The sequence below is a fragment of the Nakamurella sp. A5-74 genome, assembly GCF_040438885.1.
Lineage (GTDB): Bacteria > Actinomycetota > Actinomycetes > Mycobacteriales > Nakamurellaceae > Nakamurella.
In genome coordinates this window covers 967,929-987,135 of sequence record NZ_CP159218.1, presented here as the reverse complement: position 1 = coordinate 987,135, position 19,207 = coordinate 967,929, and the positions used below count along the sequence as shown (strand labels likewise).

Below are 19,207 nucleotides of genomic sequence, written 5' to 3'. Positions count from 1 at the left end.
CGGCTCCGCTCAACCCTGCGGGATGCAGGCTCCGGTGGAGGCCCGCGAGGAGTCGGTGCGACCCACCGACAACACGTCCGCCACCTCCGCGCCGGTGAGCGCGTAGCCCACATCGGCGATGTCGGGCGCGGTGCCGAACACGACGCCGATCACCGATCCGTCGGACGCCAGCAGCGGGCCACCTGAGTTACCCGGCCGGACCACTCCGCGCAGTGTGTAGACCTCGCGGCGCACGGTGTCGGAGTCGTAGATGTCGGGCCCGCGCAGGACGAAGCTGGTGGCGACCCTGGCCGGGACGACCGTGAACGGGCCGTTGAGCGGGAAACCCGCGACGATCGCGTCTGTGCCGGACGGCTGGTCCTGCGCATCGAAGGTGAGCGCCTTCTCCTTCAGTGCCGGCACCGACAGCACGGCGAGGTCGGTCTCCGGGTCGTACAACACGACCGTGGCCGGCAGCGTCTCCGACTCGGTCTGGACCGTGGTGGTGGCGGATCCGGCCACGACGTGGGCGTTCGTCATCACCTTTCCGGGGGCGATCACGAATCCGGTGCCCTCCATCCCGCGACTGCACTGCGGAGCATCGGCCGTCACCTTGACGATCGACGGGCGCGCCGAGAGCACGGCGGCGCTGCGGGCGAGTGCCGGATCCGGCGCGGCCACCTCGGAGTCGGGCGTCCGTCCCAACGGTTCCAGGATCGTGGGCAGGCCGCTCTCGCCCAGTGCCCGGCCGAGCACCGCGGAGATCTGTTCGGCTCCACTCGGCATGCCGTCGTCGATCACCTTCAGCAGCGTCGATGAGCGCACCGCGGATGAGAGCCACGGGATCGGGGCGGCGGCCAGCGGCAGCGCCACCAACCAGGTGACAAGGATGACGGCCAGGGTGTGGCCGACCAGACCCAGCGAGCGGTCGACGACCACCGCAGGTTGCCAGGTGACCTTGCGCGAGAGTGCCCGGCCGACGGTGGATCCGCCGAGCTCGCCCAGACCGACACCGACGATGACGCAGGCGATGCCGAGCGCGACCCGGGCGCCGGTGTCGCTGAGCTGGCCCATCACCAGCGGGGCCAGCCGCAGCGCCAGGATCGCGCCGCCGACCGCACCGATCAGCGAGAGGCCGGCGACGATCAGTCCCTGGCGCATGCCGGACAGCGCGGCCCAGAGGATGAGCACCACGATGATGGCGTCGATGAAGGTCATCGCGGCACCTGGTCCGGCGTCCGCCCGTCGACCCGGGGGTCGTCGGTGCCGACCGGCCCGGCGTGCAGGCTCCGGCCGGCGTCGTCGGCCGGCAGCGCGAGGTCGGGGCCCGGCCCCCACGGTCGGGCCCAGCCGCCGAGTTCCAGCACCGCATCGACCAGCAGCCCGGTGAAGCCCCAGACGACCATCCCGGACACGGCGAAGGCGGGACCCGCGAACCCGCTGCTGAGCCGGACCCGGCCACGGTTCGCCGGGTCGGCGAGCGCAGCGATCGGGATCCGATGGACCGCGGCGGTTTCCCCCTGATCGACCGCACGGACCGGGCTGGGGGTGCTCCAGTACCCGAGCACCGGTCGGACGAGGTGGCCGGAGAAGTCCAGCGAGAGCTGCCGGAGCAGCGCCACCGGGGTGACGCCGGCCGGATCGAGGCCGGTCTCCTCCTGGGCCTCGCGGAGCGCGGTCTCGACGTCCGTCTCCCCCGGCTCCTGACGGCCGCCGGGGAAGGCAGGTTGTCCGGCGTGGTTGCGCAGCGTGCCGGCCCGGCGCAACAGCAGCAGATCAGGGCCCGCGCCCTGCACTGAACCGGCCCCGAGCAGGATCAACACCGCGCTCTGTCGGCCGGTGGCCGAGACGGGGTGTCGCCCCAACCATCCGGGCAGCGGGCGGCTCGTGACCTCGTCGATCAACGGCGTCAGCCAGACCGGAGCCCGCTCGGCGCCCGGCAGTCGCTCGCCGGCCATGACCTGCTGTGCAGTCATGCGTCCTGCATCCCCACGAGTTGCAGCAGGTGGCCCCGTTCGGCACCCGTCACCAGTTCCGAGGCCAGCTGTGGATCGGTCGGTCCGGTGCCGAACGACGGGCACAGGGGGGCCAGCAGGCACGCCCCGCAGGCGGGCTTCTTGGCATGACAGACCCGGCGACCGTGATAGATCGCCCGGTTGGAGAAGGGGGTCCAGTCGGCTGCCGGTAGCAGCGCGCCGATCTCGGCCTCGACCTTGACCGGGTCCTCGGCGGTCGTCAGGCCCCACCGTCTGGCCAGCCGGCCGACGTGGGTGTCGACCGTGACGCCCGGCTTGCCGAACGCGTGCCCGAGGATGACGTTGGCGGTCTTCCGCCCGAACCCCGGCAGTGTGACGAGCTCCGGGAGGGTGCCGGGGACCTCGCCGTCGAAGCGCTCCAGGAGCGCAGCCCCCAGGTTGATCACCGAGGTGGCCTTGTTGCGGTAGAAGCCGGTCGAGCGGATCAGCTCCTCCAGCTCCGCCCGGTCGGCGGCGGCGTAGGCGGCCGCATCGGAGTACCGCGCGAACAGCGCGGGGGTGACGAGATTGACTCGCACGTCGGTGGTCTGGGCCGACAGGACCGTGGCGACCGCGAGCTGGAGCGGCGTGCGGAAGTCGAGTTCGCACGGGGCCTCCGGGAACTCCCGTGCCAGCTCGCCCGACAGCTTCCGCGCCCTGCGTGTGCGGGCCAGCGGGGTGGCCGGCACACTCGCCCGCGCCCTGCGCTTCGCCGTTCCTGCCGCATCCGCAGCCGTTCCCTTGACCATGCTGCGAGCGTGCCACAGCAAGCTGAAGATCGACGGGGGTGCACAATGGACCACGTCATGCTCGTCTTCCTGGTTCTCCTCATCCCCGTCCTGTTGATGGTCTTCGCCCTGCTCATGGAGCGGGTGGAGGATCGACTGCGCAACAGTGCGGTGAACGAGGACGAGATCGAGGAGTTCCTCGACACCGCACGACCCGACGAGGTCGACACGTTCATCCGCGAGGGCTGGACCCGGGCGCTCCTGCGATTCCGCCTGCGGCGCCGTCCGATGCGCGACCGCCAGCGCTGAGCTGCGGCCCGGGAACAGGTCTCCGGCGAGCCGCTCCGACGCCAGGGGCGTCGCCTGGGTCACACCCCCTAGACTGTGATCCGATCCACGCCGAACTCGGCGGCGGTCCACGCCGAACTCGGCGGCACGGAAACAGGAGGAACAGGTGGAGGAGAACCTCGCGAAGGCGGGCATCTTCCAGGGTGTCGACTCGGATGCCGCCCTGGCGCTCGGTTCGCAGCTGGAAACGGTCGACTACCCCCGCGGCAGCGCGATCTTCAGCGAAGGTGAGCTCGGGGACCGGCTCTACATCATCCTCACGGGCAAGGTGAAGCTCGGTCGTCATTCCCCCGACGGTCGGGAGAACCTGCTGGCCGTGATGGGCCCGTCGGACATGTTCGGTGAGCTCAGCGTTTTCGACCCGGGTCCCCGTACGTCCACCGCGACGGCCGTGACCGATGTCCGCCTCGCCACGATGGATCGCACCAACATGCGCGAGTGGATCGCCCGTCGACCGGAGATCGCCGAGCAGCTGCTGCGAGTGCTGGCCCGCAGGCTCCGCCGGACCAACAACAACCTCGCCGACCTCATCTTCACCGACGTTCCCGGCCGGGTGGCCAAGCAGCTGCTGCAGTTGGCGCGACAGTTCGGCCAGCAGGAGAGCGGACAGCTGCGCGTCACCCACGACCTCACCCAGGAGGAGCTCGCCCAGTTGGTCGGCGCCTCTCGCGAGACAGTCAACAAGGCGCTTGCCGACTTCGGACACCGCGGCTGGCTGCGGTTGGAAGGCAAGTCGGTGGTCATCCTCGACGCCGAGCGGTTGTCCCGCCGGGCTCGCTGACCCGCACTCCGACCCGACCGCTCGTGCAGGCGTCCTTCTCCGCCGAGATCTGGTACTGGCGTGGGCCGTCGCCGTGGTTCTTCGTCTCCGTTCCGCCTGACGTGTGCGTGCACATCCACGAGCTGTCGTCCGAGGTCAGCTATGGCTGGGGGATGATCCCGGCCGCCGTGCGGATCGGCAGCACCGATTACCCGACGGCGCTGTGGCCGAAGGACGGTGGCTACATCGTGCCGATCAAGACGATCGTGCGGAGAGCGGAAAAGGTCGACGAGGGTGATGAGATCACCGTGCGGCTGACGATCGGCGAGTAGCCGTCGGGTCAGCTGCCGAGCGCCCGCTTCCACTTCGTGGGCCCGGTGCCGCCGGCCCGATAGCCGTCCAGCGGCACCTTGTCGGCTCTCCAGGCGTCCAGCACCGGCTGCACGATCCGCCAGCAGTCGACGGCGGTGTCGCCGCGCACCGACAGGCTGGGATCACCATCGAACACCCCTGCCAGCACCTCGCCGTAGGCCGACAGCGAACCGGGGCCGAAGTCGACCGTCATCTCCACCGGGTCGATCTCCGTCGGATCACCGGGTCCGTTGACGTTGATCTGCAGGCTCATCGCCTCCGGGGTGAAGCCGATGCGCAGCTGTTCCGGGGCCGCCGTTCCGTGGAAACCGTGCGGCACCAGGGGCGCCTGCTTGAAGGTGATGATTGCCTCCTTCCGCAGGTCTCCCAACGCTTTTCCGCTCCGCAACACGATCGGCACTCCGGCCCAACGCCAGGTGCGGACCTCGAGTGCGACCTCGGCGAGCGTCTCGGTGCTCAGAGCCGGATCGACGCCGTCCTCGGCGGTGTACCCGGGCACCTTGCGGGAGCCGATGGTGCCGGCGGTGTAGCGCGCCCGACGGGAGGACGCGACCGGATCGTCGTGCCAGATCCGGGTGGCCCGCAGGATCTCGGCCTTGCGGTCGCGCAAGTCGATCGCTTCGAGGGTGGCCGGCGGACCCATGGTGAGCACGGCCATCACCTGCAGCAGGTGGGACTGGATCATGTCGATCAGGGCGCCGGCCTTGTCGTAGTAGCCGGCTCGACCCTCCAGCGCGAGATTCTCGTCGAAGACGATGTCGATGCGCTCCACGTGCTCACTGGTGAGCACGGGTTCGAACAGTCGGTTGGCGAACCGGAAGCCGAGCAGGTTGAGCACGGTCGACTTGCCGAGGAAGTGATCGACCCGGTGCACGTTGTGTTCGGGGACGAGCCGGGCGAGGAGCTCGTTGAGCTCCTCGGCGGAGTGGGCATCGGTACCGAACGGTTTCTCCAGCACCAGTCGCACGTGCCGCGGAAGATCGATGGCCGTCAGCGCCGTGCAGGCCTTGACCGTCACCGCGGGCGGCAGCGCGAAGAAGATCGAGACCTGGCCGGATGCGGAGTCCAGCAGCTCGCGCAGGTCCTCCGCTGCCGTCACATCGGCCTGCACGTACCGGGTGGCGGCCAGCAGCGCCTTCACCCGTTCGGTCCGACAGGCCTCGGCACCGAAGGAGATCTTGACCCGCCGCTGCCACTGCGCCTGGGTCCAGTTCTCGATGCCGACGCCGATCAGTGTCAGGTCGACGCCACGGGATCCGGCCAGCAGGCCGCCGAGGCCCGGCAGCAGCAGCCGTCCGGTGAGATCCCCGCTGGCGCCCAGGATGATCAGGGTCTGGCGTGGGCGGGACTTCGCGGACTTCCGGGAGCGGCCGGCGGATCGAGCAGTCATGGACCCCAGCCTGCCAGGTCAGCGGCCGACGAGCTGCGTCACGGTCACATCGAGGTGCACGGCCACCGGTCCGCCGAGTCCGGTGGCAGCCGCGGCGATCTGCTCGGGGGTCCGGTGTCTGGCGGCCGGACCCATCCCCACCAGATCTCGCAGATCCGTGCTGTCCAGGGACATCTCAGCACGCACCCGATCGACCGTGCTCACCCGGAGCAGACCGTCGAACTGGGCGCGGACTGCCTCGTCCTTCCCGTCGTCGACGGCCAACATGCCGAGCGGCCCCCGCACCTCACCCAGATGGCCCGGATTCGGCGTGACGACGACGACCCCACCGCTCCCGCGCACGATGCGAGCGATCTCGGCCGCGACGCGCGGCGCGAACACCACCAGTGTCACGTCCACCATTCCGCTCGCCACCGGCAGCGGGGCCCAGGCATCGGCCAGCACGGCAGCGACCCGCGGGTCGGCGGCTGCGGCCCGGCGAGAGGCATACCGGGACGAGTCCAGCGCGATCCCCCGCCCGGTGGGTGGCAGCCCGGCGCTGAGGTAATAGGCAGTTCCGGCGCCGATCTCGCAGACCACCGGATCGGGCGTCCCGCCGATGAGCGATCCCGTTGCTTCGGCGACCGACCGCGCGATCGGGGCGTAGTGCCCGCGATCCAGGAAGTCCGCTCTGGCGGCCACCATGGCAGCACTGTCGCCGGTGCCGGTCCGGGATGCGCCCCCGAGCAACGGCAGGTAGCCCTGTCGTGCCGCATCGAAGCGATGTCCCGCAGCACAACCGATCTCGCGCTCACCGAGCTGCAGCAGCGACTCCTGGCCGGCCGAGCACTGCGGGCAGCGCAACAGCGGCAGGACCGTACGCAGCATCGGCGGGAGCGCCGTCCGGTGCATCAGGTTCGGCCCTGCCGATCCAGATACGCGCACTGGGCCGCCACCGATTTCTCGGCAGCGAAACGCACCTGCGCGGGGGTGCCCGAGTAGACCCGGTCGACGATGGCCTGGACCAGGGCATCGCCCTGCACCCCGGGGCCCAGTGCGCGCCGGACTGCGACCACCTGCTCCAGCCGCTCGAGTCGGTGGTTGCGGTAGCGGCGTGCGACCTCGTCGAGGGCCGGGAGTTGCGGGCCGTGCCCGGGCAGCACCCTGAGTGCGCCGTAGGACTCGAGCACGTTGAGCGACTCGAAGTACTCCTCCAGGTCGCCGTCGGGATGGGCGATCACCGTGGTGCCCGCGCCCAGGATCGTGTCGCCGGTGAGCATCGAGCCGCCCGGCCCGTCGTCCGGCAGATGGAAGCAGACTGAGTCGTCGGTGTGGCCCGGGGTCGGGACGACGTCGATGGACACCCCGGCGCACTCGATGCTGCCGGGCAGCAGTACGGCTCCGCCGCCGCGGCAGAACGCCGGATCGAGTGCTCGCACCGGGGCATCGGTCGCCTCGTGCAGGCGACCGATGGCGTCGGTGTGGTCGGGATGCCGGTGCGTGACGAGGATCAGCGCCACCGGCGCGATCGACACCAGCGACGCCACGTGCTCCGGATCGTCCGGTCCAGGATCCACCACGACGGACGAGGTCCAGTCTGCGGAGATCAGGTATGTGTTGGTGCCCTGCAGCGTCATCGGACCGGCGTTGGGGGCGAGCACCAGTCGGGTGAGCTCGGTGGAGTCGGCGATCATCGAATGGTCGTCCTCCTCCGGCTCGGGCGCTGCATCGCGGCTGGGGTTCTACGGTAGTGCCATGTCGTCAAGGATCGAACACAGTGCCATGTCGTCAAGGATCGAACACAGTGCCATGTCGTCAGGGATCGAACACAGTGCCATGTCGTCAGGGATCGAACCGAGCGGCCCGGAGTCGACCATCGCCGCGGCGCAGCAGTGGTTCCGTCCGTCCGGTGTCTATCTCAACACCGCCAGCTGCGGCCTGCCGCCCGATCCCTCCGTCGAGGCCCTGCTGGAAGCCCTCCGCGCGTTCCGGGCCGGGGAGAGCGACGTACCCGGCTTCGACGTTCCGGTCGCTCAGGCGCGCCAACAGTACGCACGGCTCGTGGGCGTCGACCCCGGCCGGGTGGCAGTGGGCCCGCAGGTCTCGGTGTTCCTCGGGATGGTCGCAGCGTCACTGCCGGACGACGCCGAGATCATCGTTGCCGCAGGTGATTTCACCTCGGTCACATTCCCGTTCGCCGCGCAGCGTCGCTTCCGACTGCGCGAGGTGCCACTCGAATCGATCGCCGACGCCGTCGGCCCGTCAACGACCGCGGTGGCGGTCTCGGCTGTGCAGTCGGCAGACGGTCGGATCGCCGATCTGGACGGCATCGTCACCGCCTGCCGGACGCACGACGCGCTCAGCATCCTGGATCTCACCCAGGCCGCCGGCTGGTTGGACGTGCGGGCAGCCGACTTCGACGTCACCGTGTGCAGCGGCTACAAGTGGCTGCTCGCACCGCGCGGCACCGCCTTCCTGACCATCGGCCGCCCCGAGCTGCTCGACTCCTTCGTCCCGGTGCACGCAGGGTGGTATGCCGGCGCGGATCGTTGGGACTCGATCTACGGTCTACCGCTGCGGCTCGCCGATGATGCCCGCCGGTTCGACGTCTCCCCGGCGTGGCACTCCTGGGTCGGCGCCGCCCCGGCGCTGCGACTGCTGGCCGACCTGGGCGCACCCCAGTTGGCGCGCCACGCCGTTCGGCTCGCCGATTCCTTCCGCGCTGCGCTCGGTCTCCCGCCGGCAGGATCGGCGATCACCAGCATCACGCTGCTCCCGGGAGCGGGTGAACGCATTGCTGCAGCAGGGATCTCAGCGGCCATGCGCGCCGGAAGGCTGCGACTGTCGTTCCACCTCCACAACACCCAGCACGACGTCGATGCGGCTGCGGACGCGCTGCGTGGATTGGTCGTCCTCGACTGAACGTTCAAGGTGTGCGGACGCCGATCGCCTCGACCTCGCGGTCACCGACCCGGATGCGCAGCGGTTCGCCGGCGGCGCTGATGATCTCCGGCGAGACCGTGTGCACCCGGCGCTCCAGGACCAATGCATCCTCGACACTCGGGACCTCTGCGAGCTCTTCCAACATCGCGACGGTGGGCGGCAGCAGTGCCAGTTCCCCCCGGTGGCCGGCGGCCAGTGCCTCCGCGGGCGGGTACCAGCTACCTGCGTGGGCCTCCGTCGTCAGCAACCGAGGGTGCTGACCCTCCGGTGACGCGGCGAGCAGGAAGAACGTGTCGTAGCGGCGGGTCTGACCGGGGGGGGTCACCCAGCGGGCCCAGGGCCGCAGCAGGTCCGCCCGCAGTGCACGGTCATCCAGCAGCTGCGCGAAGGAGAGCCGATGTGCAGCAACGTCTTCGAGGTGCTCGACATCCTTCGGACGCACCTGCGCCAACAACACTCCGGTCTCCTCGAACAGCTCGCGAGCCGCGGCCACCACGACGCTCCGCGCGAGCGTCTCATCGGCGTCCAGGTGATCGGCCCACCACGCGTCGTCCGGACCCGTCAGGGTGATCACCGCGCTGTCGCCGGGGTCGACTCCCCCACCGGGGAACGCTGTCGCGCCGCCCGCGAACGCCATCCCCGGGACCCGTCCGAGCAGGAACACCTCCAGCCCCTCGGCGCCGTCGCGCACCAGGATGACGGTGGCCGCGGTACGGATCGGCACTGCTGGGGTGTCGCTCATGTCGCGAACCTACGGCAGCGGTCGCCCGAGATCGTAGGCTCTGCCGACAGGAGGCCCTCATGACGCGACGGAGCTGGACGGAGGTGGCCGACGGCGTCCTGGTCGCGCACAGCCGGCTGTACGCCACCACGACGACGATCGTCCAGGACGAGGACGGTGCGGCGCTGCTGGTCGACCCGAGTTGGACGCCGCAGGAACTCGCCGATACCGCAGCCGATCTCGCGGAACTGGGGGTTCGGGTGACGGCAGGATTCGCCACCCACGCGCACCACGACCACGTGCTCTGGCATCCCGATCTCGGCGACGTCCCGCGATACGCCTCCGGCGACACGGTGACTCTCGCGACGCGCGAGCGGCAGACGAACCTGGACGCGCTGGGACCGGCGTTCGGGCCAGATCTGCTGGCGTTGGTCGGTCGGCTCTCGGTGCGAGACACCGGTTTCCGCCCCGGCCTGGAGCTGATCACCCACGCTGCCCACTCCGCCGGACACACCGCGCTCTGGTGGCCGGAACGCGGTGTGCTGCTCGCCGGAGACATGCTCAGCGACCGGGAGATCCCGCTCGCCGGCGAGACCGGACTCGTGGCCTACCGTGCGGGCCTGGACCTGCTGCTGCCGGCGGTACGGCGAGCGAGCGTGTTGGTCCCCGGGCACGGTTCTCCGACCCCCGATCCGATGGCGAGGTGGGATGCGGACGATGCATACCTGACCGCACTGCTGCACGGACGTGGCTCGGGCGATCCGCGGATGCAGCATCCCGAAACCGGATCGGACAACCGCAGCACGCACCGATCGCAGCTCTCCCTGCTCGACGGCTGACCCGTTCCCTCAGATCCAGGACCTGTCCGCTGTGCCCTCCCGGATGTGCAGCACCGCAGCGGCATCGGTCAGCAGGTGGGCGTCCAGCGGGACGTATCCCTGCTGGGGGCTGACGTCGTTGCGTCGCTCCGCGGCCGGCATCGCAGAGACCTCCACGATCCCCCAAGGATCGACCCAGGTGTCGAGCATTGCCTCGTAGCTGCCGGCCGCGGGTCCGCCCAGCCCGAGACCGTCGCTGCGGCCGATACTGCCGGCGACGAAGATCTGCTCCTCGAGAGACAGCTGCGCGACGATCGCCCCGGCCGGCGTCCACCCGAGCTCCATCCCAGACATCGCGAGCGTCGCCGGAACCCGTTGCAGATGACTGTTGTGGGCGAAGACCAGGGTCGGACCCCGTGGTGCCTCCAGCGATCGGATGTCCAGGATGTTCCTGGCCATCAACGCATCCCGGGTGGCCAGCAGACCGGAGATCCGGACGGCGGCCTCTGCACCGCGTGCGCACTGCCGGTGATAGCGGAGCAACCCGAGCCCGGCGTCCAGGACGATCCGCGTGCGGTGCCACTGCGCCGACGACGTGGCCGTGAGAAGTTCCGGCGCCCTGGCGATCAACTCGTTCGCTGCGTCGTCGGCCCAGCACCGCAACTCCCGGGCAGCGGCACTGTCACCGGGCGAGGAGGCCGCGTCCGTCACCGCTTCGGTGCGGCTCCACTGCTCGTCGGGCCCGGCGACCTCGGCCAGGTCGACGGTGTGACCGAGGTACTCGGCGGCCTGCTGCAGGTACGCCAACGGGCTGGGGGCACTCAGGTTCTCGACGGCGGCATCGATGCCGTGGAAGCTCACCCGGTCGGACTCGTCGGCATCCTCGTTGTGGTGCCGGAGCCAGCGCACCAGCGCCCGGTTGGCCTCCATCCGCCCGAACCCGTGGCTGAAGCCCCGCTCCAGGGTCTCCTCGAAGTCGTCGCACTTGCCGCTCAGGTAGTCGTCGACGACGAGCGCGGCGACCCGGTCCGTCTCCAGTGCCACGGAGCGGAAGCCGTGGGCCACCAACTCGGGAAGCAGCGCATTGCGACGCAGTGCCAGGGCCGAATCGAGGTGGGTGCACTCACCCAGTGCCAGCAGCTGGGCCCGGGAGGCGACGGCGGCCAGGCTGGTGGTGGACACGAGTGCGGAAGTGGTCATGCTCCTGAATCGTATCGTTGAAGGACCAGTTGGTACTTCTTCTCCGAGCTCACGCTCAAAAGGACCCGTAACCCTCAAGGGAAGGCCGCCATCAGAACCATCGATCTCGCCCGGGAGCACGGGCTGTCGACCCAGGCGGTGCGCAACTACGAGGACCGGGGCGCCCTCCCCGCTGCCGTGCGGACCCCCAGCGGGTACCGCAGCTACACCTCCCGGCACGCGGCGGCGCTGCGGGCATACCTGGCACTCATCGCGGGGCACGGCCACCCTCGCGCACTGCGGGTGATGGTCGCGGTCAACTCGGGTGATCTGCCGACGGCCCTGGCGGCGATCGACGCCGGCCACGTCCAACTGAGCCGCGACCGGGAAACCCTGGCGGTGGTCCGTACGGCGATCCGGCAGCTGATCGGCGATGGGCGCTGCGTCGACCCGCAGCGCCCGAACCCCTCCACCGTGCCGGTCACGTCGATCGGCGCACTCGCTGCGCGCCTGCGCATCTCACCCGCGACGTTGCGGGCTTGGGAGGCCGGCGGCATCCTGCGCCCCGATCGCGATCCGGTCTCCGGCCGCCGGCTCTACCGACCCACGGACGTCCGGGACGCAGAACTGGCCCACCTGCTGCGCCGTGGCCACCAGCCGCTCGCAGGCATCGCGGTCGTCATCGAGCGCATCCGTGGCGCCGGGGGCACCCAGGAACTCGCATCGACCCTCGACGGCTGGCAGCAGCGCCTGACGCAGCGTGGTTCGGCCATGCTCCGGGCGGCCGAGCAGCTGGTCCACTACCTGGACGGGAGCTGATCGCGCGGGCGCAGCTCCGCCCGCTGACCAACACCCTCCTCGCGACCCGGCGGCGGCAGCCTAGAGTTGCCGTCATGAGCACACCCAGGCGCGCGTTCGAGTACGTCACGGTTCCGCTGATCACCCATGCCACCAAGCAGATCCTGGACACCTGGGGGGAGGACGGGTGGGAGCTCGTCACCGTCATCCCCGGTCCGAACCCGGAGCAGCTGGTGGCCTACCTCAAGCGGGTGAAAGAATGAGCACCCCGTCCCAGCGGCTCGCCGAGCTGGGTATCACGCTTCCCGCCGTCGCTGCAGCGGCCGGGTCGTACGTTCCCACCGCCCGCTCCGGGAACCACATCTACACCGCCGGCCAGCTGCCGTTCGTCGACGGAACGCTGGCCGCGACCGGCAAGGTCGGCGCCGAGGTGTCGCCGGAGGAGGCCAAGGAGTGCGCCCGGATCGCCGGGCTCAACCTGCTGGCCGCAATCGATGCCGCTGTCGGCCTCGACCAGGTCGTCCGGATCGTGAAGATCGTCGGTTTCGTCGCCTCCGCCGAAGGTTTCACCGGCCAGCCCGGTGTCATCAACGGTGTCTCCGACCTGCTGGTCGAGGTCTTCGGCGACGCCGGCCGTCACGCCAGGTCGGCGGTCGGTGTCGCCGAGCTGCCGTTGGGCGCCCCGGTCGAGGTGGAAGCCATCGTCGAGGTCGCAGCGGAGGCTCCCGACCAGGCCACTCCCCAGCACACCTGACCTACGCTGTCCGGGTGGAGTGGTGGCGGTGGGTGTCGGCCGGTGTCGTCGTGGTGCTGCTGGTCATCCTGCAGCTGCTGTGGTTCGACACGCTGCGCGATCGACCCGGGTGGTCGATGCGCCGAGCCGGTGCGCGCTCCGCGCTCACCCTCGTCGCGATCCCGATCGCGATCGTCCTGGTGGTGTTCTCTCCGTGGTGGGTGGCTGCCGTGCTGATCGCCGTCCCTGCGGTCGCGGTGATCGCCATGGGGTTGGCCAGCTGATGACGACGAGCGCTCGATGAGTCAGACCTCCATGGTCCGGCCGTCCGGTTGGTCGACGGCCTCCGGCCGCGCGCGGCTGCACGTCGTGACGGGCAAGGGCGGTACCGGCAAGACCACCGTCGCTGCGGCGCTGGCCCTGTCGCTGGCGGCCGAGGGCCGACGGGTGCTGTTGATCGAGGTCGAGGAACGCCAGGGACTCGCGCAGCTGTTCGACCTCCCCCCGCTGCCCTACGAGGAGACCAGGATCGCCGTCACCTCCGGCGGCGGGGAGGTACGGGCACTGGCAGTCGATGTCGAGGCCGCCCTGCTCGAGTACTTCCAGCTGTTCTACAACCTGGGCATGGCCGGCCGGGCGCTGCGCAAGTTGGGTGCCGTCGAGTTCGCCACGACGCTGGCGCCGGGACTGCGCGACGTGTTGTTGACCGGGAAGGCCAAGGAGACAGTCACCCGCTCCCGGAGCGATGGCAGCCGGATCTACGACGCCGTCGTGATGGATGCCCCACCCACCGGACGGGTGGTCAGTTTCCTCGGCGTGACGGTGGCGATGGCCGACCTGGCCCAGCGCGGCCCGATCCGTAACCAGGCGGAAAGCGTTGCAGCACTGCTGCATTCGCCCAACACCGTGGTGCATCTGGTGACGCTGCTCGAGGAGATGCCGGTGACCGAGACGGTCGAGGCCATCGCCGATCTGCGGGCCGCCGGCCTACCGGTCGGCTCGGTGATCATCAACTCGGTCACCGACCCATTGTTGCCGGACACGGTCGTCGACGACGCTGCTGCCGACCGTCTCGATCCCGGACGGATCCGCGCAAGCTTGGCCGCAGCGGGTATCGCGGTCGACGAGGCGGTGGCCACCGGGCTGGCGGACGAGGGCGGCCAACACGCGCGCCGGCTGATCACCGAGTACGACCTGGAGGCGGAACTCGCCGCGACAGGCGCCCCGATGATGAACCTGCCGCGGCTCGTCGACGGCATCGATCTCGGTGGCCTGTACGAACTGTCCTCGATGCTCACCGGTCAGGGCGTCCGTCGCCAGGACCGGGACCCGGCGTCCGGGGCCGGAGCATGAGCGGCCACGTCGACCCCCCACCCCTCGACCTCCGTGCACTGGTCGTGGACCCGACCACCCGGGTCGTGGTGACCTGCGGGTCGGGTGGCGTCGGCAAGACCACGACCGCCGCCGCGATGGCACTCGCCGCAGCGGACGCAGGCCGCAAGGTCGCGGTGCTGACCATTGATCCGGCCAGACGACTTGCGCAGTCCCTGGGTCTCACGGAGCTCGACAACGTACCGAGGCAGGTCGACATCGGCGATCGCCCCGGTCAGCTGTGGGCGATGATGCTCGACACCAGCCGCACGTTCGACGAGATGGTGCAGACGCACTCCACGCCTGACCGTGCCGAGAAGATCCTGGCGAACCCGTTCTACCGCACCATCTCCACCTCGTTCTCCGGAACCCAGGAGTACATGGCGATGGAGAAGCTGGGCAGCCTGTCAGCTTCCGGCGAGTTCGACGTCGTCATCGTCGACACCCCGCCCAGTCGCTCCGCGCTGGACTTTCTCGATGCGCCACAACGACTTTCGTCGTTCCTGGACGGCCGGATGATCCGCCTGCTGGTGTCACCGGGACGCGGCGTGATGAAGATCGTCGGAGCCGGTCTGGCCCTGTTCACGAAAGCGGTGCGCGCAGTGATCGGCGGCCAGATGCTGACCGACGCGGCGCAGTTCGTCCAGCTCTTCGAAGATCTGTTCGGCGGGTTCCGTGAGCGGGCCGAGGCGACCCACCGGTTGTTGCGTCGTCAGGGAACGGCCTTCGTCGTGGTGGCGACCTGCGAGAGCGACGCGATCCGGGAGGCCTCCTACTTCGCCGACCGGCTGCGCGAGGAGTCGATGCCGTTGGCCGGGATCGTGCTGAACAGGATGCATCCGCCGCTGGTGACGATGCCGGGGATCTCGATGGCTGCGCTCGAGTCGGCCGCGGAGTCGATCCGCGGGACCGATGGCGTCACCGCCGGGCTGCTGGACGTCCACACCCGGCGGATGGCGACCCACGAGGGCGAGAAGCGGGCGGTGTCCAGGGTGGCCAGGACGCATCCAGGAGTGCCTGTGCTGCAGGTGCGGGCGCTCGCCACCGACGTGCACGATCTGGACGGGTTGCGCGCGCTGGATCTGTGAACGCACGCGGGTCAGGTGGGGGCAGACCCTTCCGGATCCGCAGACCTACGTGGACTGCGGCTCAGCCGGCGGCCCGGACACCCGTGTCGCGGCCGGTGCTGAGCACGTCGTACCAGTCCGTCACCTCGGGGTTGCGCCGCAGGATGGCTCGGCGCTGACGTTCGGTGAGACCGCCCCAGACACCGAACTCGACCCGGTTGTCGAGGGCGTCCGAGAGGCACTGAAGCTTGACGGGGCAGGTGTCGCACATCCGAGCGGCGTCCCGCTGGGCGGCGCCGGTGACGAACAGCAGATCGGGATCCTCAGTGGCGCAGACAGCTGCGGCGGTCCAGTCGTTCTCCCCGGCGATCCCGTCGGACACCCAGCCGCGATCGGCAGTGCGCGTATTCGTAGGAACCGTCATGGTCATCTCCCCTGGGTCCTGCGCTCGGTCCCGGGCCGGTGGGCTCGGTGTCCGAGGGCTGCGGGGCCGGTCTTGCGTACCGGCTCGGTGGTCGGACGCGGCAAGAACCTCCATCGTTCCCCCCGTTCGGCTGACGTGGCGACCTGCCGACCGACGTCGCAGGTCACCCGCTGTGACCGGGATGACCGGTACCCTGGGGACGTGCGTGTGATGAGCGGTGTCGGTCGACTGTTCCTGGCGACCCTGTTGGCCGGTGTGCTCACCGCCGGCCTGCTGATGCCGTACTTCCTCGGTGCCGGACTCGTCGCCAAGCAGGTGACCACCACGCTGGCCGGAGTGAACGAGGAGAACTTCGATCTCCCCGCGCCCCAGCGGACCGAGATCCTGGCCGCCAACGGCCGTCCGCTGACGTACCTGTACACCCAGAACCGGGTGTCGGTGCCCATCTCCGAGATCGCCAAGTCGCTGCAGCTCGGCGTCATCTCCATCGAGGACCGCCGCTTCATGGTCCACGGCGGCGTCGACGAGTGGGGAACGATCCGCGCGCTGCTGTCCAACAACGGCGGCGCGCCGACCCAGGGCGGATCGACGATCACCCAGCAGTACGTCAAGAACTACCTGTACCTGGTGAAGGCCAAGACCGAGGCGGAGAAGGCGGATGCGATCGAGCAGACGCCGATCCGCAAGCTCCGCGAGATGAAACTCGCCCTGCAGATCGATCGGCCGAGCGGTATGTCGAAGGACGAGATCCTCGAGCGGTACCTCAACACCGTCGCGTTCGGACCATCCACCTACGGCGCCGAGGCCGCAGCTCAGCGGTTCTTCGGCATGCACGCTGCCGAACTGGATGTCGGTCAGGCCGCGATGCTCGCCGGTATGGTCAACAACCCCAACAAGTTCAATCCGCTGCGGGATGCCACGGGAGAACAGGACACCATCAAGCGCAGGAACCTGGTGCTCAAGGCGATGGTCGTGAGCGGAGCGATCTCCCAGACCGTCGCCAACAAGTACATCAATGCGCCGCTGGGACTGAAGGTGTCCCGTCCGCCCAACGGATGCCTGGACGGGACGGACTCGACCACCAACGGTTTCTACTGCCAGTATGTGATCGACTACCTCGAAAAACACGGATTCACTTCACAGCAGCTCGCGACCGGCGGCTACACCATCCACACGAACCTCGACGTGGCCACGATGAGCACGGCCAAGGCGGCCGTGGTCGAGCAGGCGAACCCGACGGACAACAAGAAGATCGCCAACGTGATGGCCGTGGTCGAACCGGGCATGTCCACCCGGAAGGTGACCGCGCTGGTGGCCAACCGGCCCTACGGCCTGAAGGCCACCGCGCGGACCCCGGAGACGGTGCAGCGGCTGACCACGACCTTCGCCCCGTTGGGCGCCGGGTCGACGTTCAAGATCTTCACCGCCGCGGCCGCTCTCAAACTGGGCATGGGCACCCAGAGCCAGCTCGGCGTACCCGCGGAGTACAGCTCTCCGCTGGCCCCGACGCACGTGTTCAGGAACTCGGGCACGTTCCCGTCCCAGGTGAACATGCAGGAGGCGCTGGCCACCTCGCCGAACACCACCTTCGTCTCGCTGTCGGACCAGATCGGACTCGACAAGGTGGTGCAGATGTCCGTCGATCTCGGTCTGCGCGGGTACTCCCTGAACGCTGCCGACGTGTCGCCCCAGTTCGCCGGCTCCGACGTCGACTACGCGCAGGAAGTGCTGCGGCAGAAGGTGGCCTCGTACACACTGGGGGTGTCCCCCGTGAGCCCGCTCGAGCTGTCGAATGTCGGAGCCACCCTTGCCTCATCCGGCTTCTGGTGCCCGCCGACGCCGGTCGACACCGTCACCGACTCGACGGGCAAGCTGGTCGACTACGAGAGCGAAGCGTGCGAGCAGGTGGTTCCCGCGGGCCTGGCCAACACGCTCTCTCAGGCCATGACGAACGACCTGGTCAGCGGAACCTCCTCCGAGGCCGCCAAGGCTGCCGGCTGGACGCGCCTGGCCGCCGGCAAGACCGGCACCACCCAGGACTACAAGTCGTCAGCCTTCCTCGGCTTCACTCCCCAGCACTCGGCGGCAGTCATCGTCTGGGACTACCAGCCACGGCCTTCGCCGATCTGCAAGAACCCCTTGCGCACGTGCACCACCGAGGAGGCACAGGGCGGTCAGGGCATGAACGGCGGTTCCATTCCCGCTGCCACCTGGTTCCAGACGATGACGAAGCTCGAGGCGAACCAGCCCGAGAAGAGCTTCGGCGACCCCGACGTGGCGTACCAGACCGGTTCGTCCCAGGCGCAGGTGCCGTACGTCATCAACACCCTGGCGGACCAGGCCCAGGCGCAGCTGCAGCAACAGGGCTTCCAGGTCAAGATCAACCCGGACGCCAAGTCCACTGCCGCTCGCAACACCGTGATCGAGCAGAGCCCGCGCGAGGGTGAAGCGGCGTTGCCGGGATCGACCATCGTGCTGACGGTGTCGGCCGGCAGCTCGGGCAACTGATGCGCCGCACGACCGCGATCGCGGCCGGGATCGGTGCGACCGGAGCCGCTGTGTTGGGCTGGTCGACGCTGGTCGAACCTCGCTGGTTCACCCTGCGCCGCATCACCATCCCGGTGCTTGTCCGCGGCGCCTGGCCGATCCGCATCCTGCATCTGTCAGATCTGCACATCGTGCCGGGCCAGCGGATTAAGACGGCGTGGGTGTCTTCCCTGGCGGCGTTGCATCCGGACCTCGTGGTGAACACCGGCGACACGCTGTCCCACCGGGAGTCGGTACCGGCGGCGGTGGCCGCGTTCGGCGACCTGTTGGACACCCCCGGCGCATTCGTGATGGGCAACAACGACTACCTGGCGCCCATCTTCAAATTGCCGCACCACTACTTCCTGGGCGGCACTCCGCGTCGCGCCCGGACCCCGCTGCCCTGGGGCGATCTCGCTGCAGCGCAGCGGGAACGCGGCTGGCACGATCTCGACAACGCCAAGCGGACGGTGACCATCAGGGGTCAGCGCATCGCACTCGCCGGGGTCGACGATCCGTACACCCGCAAGGACCGCTACGACGCGATCGCCGGTGCCGCGGACGACGATGCGGTGGTGCGGATCGGCGTGATGCACGCCCCGGAGCCGCGCACCCTCGACCTGTTCGCGGCCGATGGCTACGACCTGCTGCTCGCCGGCCACACCCACGGTGGACAGATCCGGCTCCCCGGGATCGGCGCCTTCACCACGAACTGCTCGATCGACCGGTCGCGGGCCCGCGGGCTCTCCCGCTGGGGCGCGCACAGCCTGCTGCACGTCTCGGGCGGGCTCGGCCACAGCCCGTTCATGCCGTTCCGGCTCTGCTGCCGGCCCGAGGCCACGCTGATCACCCTGGTCACGCGCGCGGAGTAGGCGCTGCGAGTCCGGGAACGAAGATGGACCCCGGCCGCCAGGCCGGGGTCCATCTTCACGCTGTCGGGGTGACAGGATTTGAACCTGCGACCTCTTCGTCCCGAACGAAGCACGCTACCAAGCTGCGCCACACCCCGATCGCTGCAACTGCAGCGGACGAACCGGCTCCGGAGAGCCTCCAACA

General features: G+C 69.5%; 22 protein-coding genes and 1 tRNA gene. 13 read left to right on the top strand and 10 right to left on the bottom strand.

The features are described from left to right. Nucleotides 1–9: 9 nt before the first annotated feature. From ABLG96_RS04515 to nth, 3 genes are read right to left on the bottom strand one after another with little or no spacing between them, the layout of a single operon-like run. Nucleotides 10–1,197 (bottom strand): MarP family serine protease, encoded by a 1,188-nt coding sequence (locus ABLG96_RS04515; protein ID WP_353650216.1) that lies wholly within the window; start codon nucleotides 1,195–1,197, stop codon nucleotides 10–12. Further along, nucleotides 1,194–1,955 carry a CoA pyrophosphatase gene (locus ABLG96_RS04510; protein WP_353650215.1) on the bottom strand — a complete coding sequence of 254 codons (762 nt, stop codon included), beginning with the start codon at nucleotides 1,953–1,955 and terminating at the stop codon, nucleotides 1,194–1,196. The genes ABLG96_RS04515 and ABLG96_RS04510 overlap by 4 nt, the downstream gene beginning before the upstream one ends. Next, nucleotides 1,952–2,743, bottom strand: a complete 792-nt coding sequence (nth, locus tag ABLG96_RS04505) for an endonuclease III (RefSeq protein WP_353650214.1) — start codon at nucleotides 2,741–2,743, stop codon at nucleotides 1,952–1,954. Before nth ends, ABLG96_RS04510 begins: the two co-directional genes overlap by 4 nt. A gap of 45 nt (nucleotides 2,744–2,788) precedes the next feature. On the opposite strand from nth, the gene ABLG96_RS04500 reads away from it, so the two are divergent. From ABLG96_RS04500 to ABLG96_RS04490, 3 genes are all read left to right on the top strand, one after another. Then, nucleotides 2,789–3,031 (top strand): hypothetical protein, encoded by a 243-nt coding sequence (locus tag ABLG96_RS04500; protein ID WP_353650213.1) that lies wholly within the window; start codon nucleotides 2,789–2,791, stop codon nucleotides 3,029–3,031. A gap of 145 nt (nucleotides 3,032–3,176) precedes the next feature. After that, a complete protein-coding gene (locus ABLG96_RS04495) occupies nucleotides 3,177–3,851 on the top strand; it encodes a Crp/Fnr family transcriptional regulator (RefSeq protein ID WP_353650212.1) in 675 nt (224 codons plus the stop codon). 23 nt (nucleotides 3,852–3,874) lie between these two features. Continuing rightward, on the top strand, nucleotides 3,875–4,162 hold the full coding sequence (locus ABLG96_RS04490) for a DUF1905 domain-containing protein (RefSeq protein ID WP_353650211.1): 288 nt from the start codon (nucleotides 3,875–3,877) through the stop codon (nucleotides 4,160–4,162). 8 nt (nucleotides 4,163–4,170) lie between these two features. On the opposite strand, the gene ABLG96_RS04485 is transcribed toward ABLG96_RS04490, so the two are convergent. Genes ABLG96_RS04485 through ABLG96_RS04475 form a run of 3 tightly spaced genes read right to left on the bottom strand, consistent with a single transcriptional unit; the run spans nucleotide 4,171 to nucleotide 7,265 of the window. After that, nucleotides 4,171–5,592 (bottom strand): glucose-6-phosphate dehydrogenase, encoded by a 1,422-nt coding sequence (locus ABLG96_RS04485; RefSeq protein ID WP_353650210.1) that lies wholly within the window; start codon nucleotides 5,590–5,592, stop codon nucleotides 4,171–4,173. Between the two features lie 18 nt (nucleotides 5,593–5,610). Next, a complete protein-coding gene (locus ABLG96_RS04480) occupies nucleotides 5,611–6,459 on the bottom strand; it encodes a putative RNA methyltransferase (RefSeq protein WP_353650209.1) in 849 nt (282 codons plus the stop codon). Between the two features lie 23 nt (nucleotides 6,460–6,482). Beyond that, nucleotides 6,483–7,265 carry an MBL fold metallo-hydrolase gene (locus tag ABLG96_RS04475; RefSeq protein ID WP_353650208.1) on the bottom strand — a complete coding sequence of 261 codons (783 nt, stop codon included), beginning with the start codon at nucleotides 7,263–7,265 and terminating at the stop codon, nucleotides 6,483–6,485. A 142-nt stretch (nucleotides 7,266–7,407) separates the two neighbouring features. On the opposite strand from ABLG96_RS04475, the gene ABLG96_RS04470 reads away from it, so the two are divergent. Continuing rightward, the gene (locus ABLG96_RS04470; RefSeq protein WP_353650207.1) at nucleotides 7,408–8,493 is read left to right on the top strand and encodes an aminotransferase class V-fold PLP-dependent enzyme; all 1,086 of its coding nucleotides are present in this window, start codon (nucleotides 7,408–7,410) and stop codon (nucleotides 8,491–8,493) included. Nucleotides 8,494–8,497: 4 nt separating this feature from the next. Here ABLG96_RS04470 and ABLG96_RS04465 read toward each other — a convergent pair whose 3' ends face one another. Further along, on the bottom strand, nucleotides 8,498–9,256 hold the full coding sequence (locus ABLG96_RS04465) for an NUDIX domain-containing protein (RefSeq protein ID WP_353650206.1): 759 nt from the start codon (nucleotides 9,254–9,256) through the stop codon (nucleotides 8,498–8,500). 59 nt (nucleotides 9,257–9,315) lie between these two features. Here ABLG96_RS04465 and ABLG96_RS04460 point away from each other — a divergent pair, with 59 nt between their 5' ends. Further along, nucleotides 9,316–10,074, top strand: coding sequence for an MBL fold metallo-hydrolase (locus ABLG96_RS04460; protein WP_353650205.1), 759 nt, complete (start codon nucleotides 9,316–9,318; stop codon nucleotides 10,072–10,074). Between the two features lie 9 nt (nucleotides 10,075–10,083). Here the strand turns inward: ABLG96_RS04460 and ABLG96_RS04455 are convergent, their stop codons facing one another. Continuing rightward, the gene (locus ABLG96_RS04455) at nucleotides 10,084–11,253 is read right to left on the bottom strand and encodes an erythromycin esterase family protein (protein WP_353650204.1); all 1,170 of its coding nucleotides are present in this window, start codon (nucleotides 11,251–11,253) and stop codon (nucleotides 10,084–10,086) included. Nucleotides 11,254–11,391: 138 nt separating this feature from the next. Here ABLG96_RS04455 and ABLG96_RS04450 point away from each other — a divergent pair, with 138 nt between their 5' ends. From ABLG96_RS04450 to ABLG96_RS04425, 6 genes are all read left to right on the top strand, one after another. Then, nucleotides 11,392–12,051, top strand: coding sequence for a MerR family transcriptional regulator (locus tag ABLG96_RS04450; RefSeq protein WP_353650203.1), 660 nt, complete (start codon nucleotides 11,392–11,394; stop codon nucleotides 12,049–12,051). 74 nt (nucleotides 12,052–12,125) lie between these two features. Continuing rightward, on the top strand, nucleotides 12,126–12,293 hold the full coding sequence (locus tag ABLG96_RS04445; protein WP_353650202.1) for a hypothetical protein: 168 nt from the start codon (nucleotides 12,126–12,128) through the stop codon (nucleotides 12,291–12,293). Beyond that, a complete protein-coding gene (locus ABLG96_RS04440) occupies nucleotides 12,290–12,784 on the top strand; it encodes a RidA family protein (RefSeq protein WP_353650201.1) in 495 nt (164 codons plus the stop codon). The genes ABLG96_RS04445 and ABLG96_RS04440 overlap by 4 nt, the downstream gene beginning before the upstream one ends. A gap of 14 nt (nucleotides 12,785–12,798) precedes the next feature. Beyond that, the gene (locus ABLG96_RS04435; RefSeq protein ID WP_353650200.1) at nucleotides 12,799–13,047 is read left to right on the top strand and encodes a hypothetical protein; all 249 of its coding nucleotides are present in this window, start codon (nucleotides 12,799–12,801) and stop codon (nucleotides 13,045–13,047) included. Nucleotides 13,048–13,078: 31 nt separating this feature from the next. Next, nucleotides 13,079–14,116 (top strand): ArsA-related P-loop ATPase, encoded by a 1,038-nt coding sequence (locus tag ABLG96_RS04430; protein ID WP_353651380.1) that lies wholly within the window; start codon nucleotides 13,079–13,081, stop codon nucleotides 14,114–14,116. Beyond that, on the top strand, nucleotides 14,113–15,222 hold the full coding sequence (locus ABLG96_RS04425) for an ArsA-related P-loop ATPase (RefSeq protein WP_353650199.1): 1,110 nt from the start codon (nucleotides 14,113–14,115) through the stop codon (nucleotides 15,220–15,222). Before ABLG96_RS04430 ends, ABLG96_RS04425 begins: the two co-directional genes overlap by 4 nt. Before the next feature lie 61 nt (nucleotides 15,223–15,283). On the opposite strand, the gene ABLG96_RS04420 is transcribed toward ABLG96_RS04425, so the two are convergent. Next, nucleotides 15,284–15,571, bottom strand: a complete 288-nt coding sequence (locus ABLG96_RS04420; RefSeq protein ID WP_353651379.1) for a WhiB family transcriptional regulator — start codon at nucleotides 15,569–15,571, stop codon at nucleotides 15,284–15,286. A 264-nt stretch (nucleotides 15,572–15,835) separates the two neighbouring features. Between ABLG96_RS04420 and ABLG96_RS04415 the strand changes: the two genes are divergently transcribed. Together ABLG96_RS04415 and ABLG96_RS04410 are read left to right on the top strand one after the other, a co-directional pair. Beyond that, entirely contained in the window at nucleotides 15,836–18,133 is a 2,298-nt protein-coding gene (locus ABLG96_RS04415) for a transglycosylase domain-containing protein (RefSeq protein WP_353651378.1), read from the top strand. Next, the gene (locus tag ABLG96_RS04410) at nucleotides 18,133–19,023 is read left to right on the top strand and encodes a metallophosphoesterase (protein WP_353650198.1); all 891 of its coding nucleotides are present in this window, start codon (nucleotides 18,133–18,135) and stop codon (nucleotides 19,021–19,023) included. Before ABLG96_RS04415 ends, ABLG96_RS04410 begins: the two co-directional genes overlap by 1 nt. Before the next feature lie 63 nt (nucleotides 19,024–19,086). Here the strand turns inward: ABLG96_RS04410 and ABLG96_RS04405 are convergent. Continuing rightward, nucleotides 19,087–19,160: transfer RNA gene (locus tag ABLG96_RS04405), tRNA-Pro, on the bottom strand. Nucleotides 19,161–19,207: the final 47 nt, after the last annotated feature.

Coding starts and splice junctions, on each gene's coding strand:
- ABLG96_RS04485 (WP_353650210.1), bottom strand. CDS start 5,592: ATGACTGCTCGATCCGCCGGCCGCTCCCGGAAGTCCGCGAAGTCCCGC.
- ABLG96_RS04445 (WP_353650202.1), top strand. CDS start 12,126: ATGAGCACACCCAGGCGCGCGTTCGAGTACGTCACGGTTCCGCTGATC.
- ABLG96_RS04440 (WP_353650201.1), top strand. CDS start 12,290: ATGAGCACCCCGTCCCAGCGGCTCGCCGAGCTGGGTATCACGCTTCCC.
- ABLG96_RS04470 (WP_353650207.1), top strand. CDS start 7,408: ATGTCGTCAGGGATCGAACCGAGCGGCCCGGAGTCGACCATCGCCGCG.
- ABLG96_RS04410 (WP_353650198.1), top strand. CDS start 18,133: ATGCGCCGCACGACCGCGATCGCGGCCGGGATCGGTGCGACCGGAGCC.
- nth (WP_353650214.1), bottom strand. CDS start 2,743: ATGGTCAAGGGAACGGCTGCGGATGCGGCAGGAACGGCGAAGCGCAGG.
- ABLG96_RS04510 (WP_353650215.1), bottom strand. CDS start 1,955: ATGACTGCACAGCAGGTCATGGCCGGCGAGCGACTGCCGGGCGCCGAG.
- ABLG96_RS04515 (WP_353650216.1), bottom strand. CDS start 1,197: ATGACCTTCATCGACGCCATCATCGTGGTGCTCATCCTCTGGGCCGCG.
- ABLG96_RS04415 (WP_353651378.1), top strand. CDS start 15,836: ATGAGCGGTGTCGGTCGACTGTTCCTGGCGACCCTGTTGGCCGGTGTG.
- ABLG96_RS04475 (WP_353650208.1), bottom strand. CDS start 7,265: ATGATCGCCGACTCCACCGAGCTCACCCGACTGGTGCTCGCCCCCAAC.
- ABLG96_RS04455 (WP_353650204.1), bottom strand. CDS start 11,253: ATGACCACTTCCGCACTCGTGTCCACCACCAGCCTGGCCGCCGTCGCC.
- ABLG96_RS04425 (WP_353650199.1), top strand. CDS start 14,113: ATGAGCGGCCACGTCGACCCCCCACCCCTCGACCTCCGTGCACTGGTC.
- ABLG96_RS04480 (WP_353650209.1), bottom strand. CDS start 6,459: ATGCTGCGTACGGTCCTGCCGCTGTTGCGCTGCCCGCAGTGCTCGGCC.
- ABLG96_RS04460 (WP_353650205.1), top strand. CDS start 9,316: ATGACGCGACGGAGCTGGACGGAGGTGGCCGACGGCGTCCTGGTCGCG.
- ABLG96_RS04465 (WP_353650206.1), bottom strand. CDS start 9,256: ATGAGCGACACCCCAGCAGTGCCGATCCGTACCGCGGCCACCGTCATC.
- ABLG96_RS04500 (WP_353650213.1), top strand. CDS start 2,789: ATGGACCACGTCATGCTCGTCTTCCTGGTTCTCCTCATCCCCGTCCTG.
- ABLG96_RS04430 (WP_353651380.1), top strand. CDS start 13,079: ATGGTCCGGCCGTCCGGTTGGTCGACGGCCTCCGGCCGCGCGCGGCTG.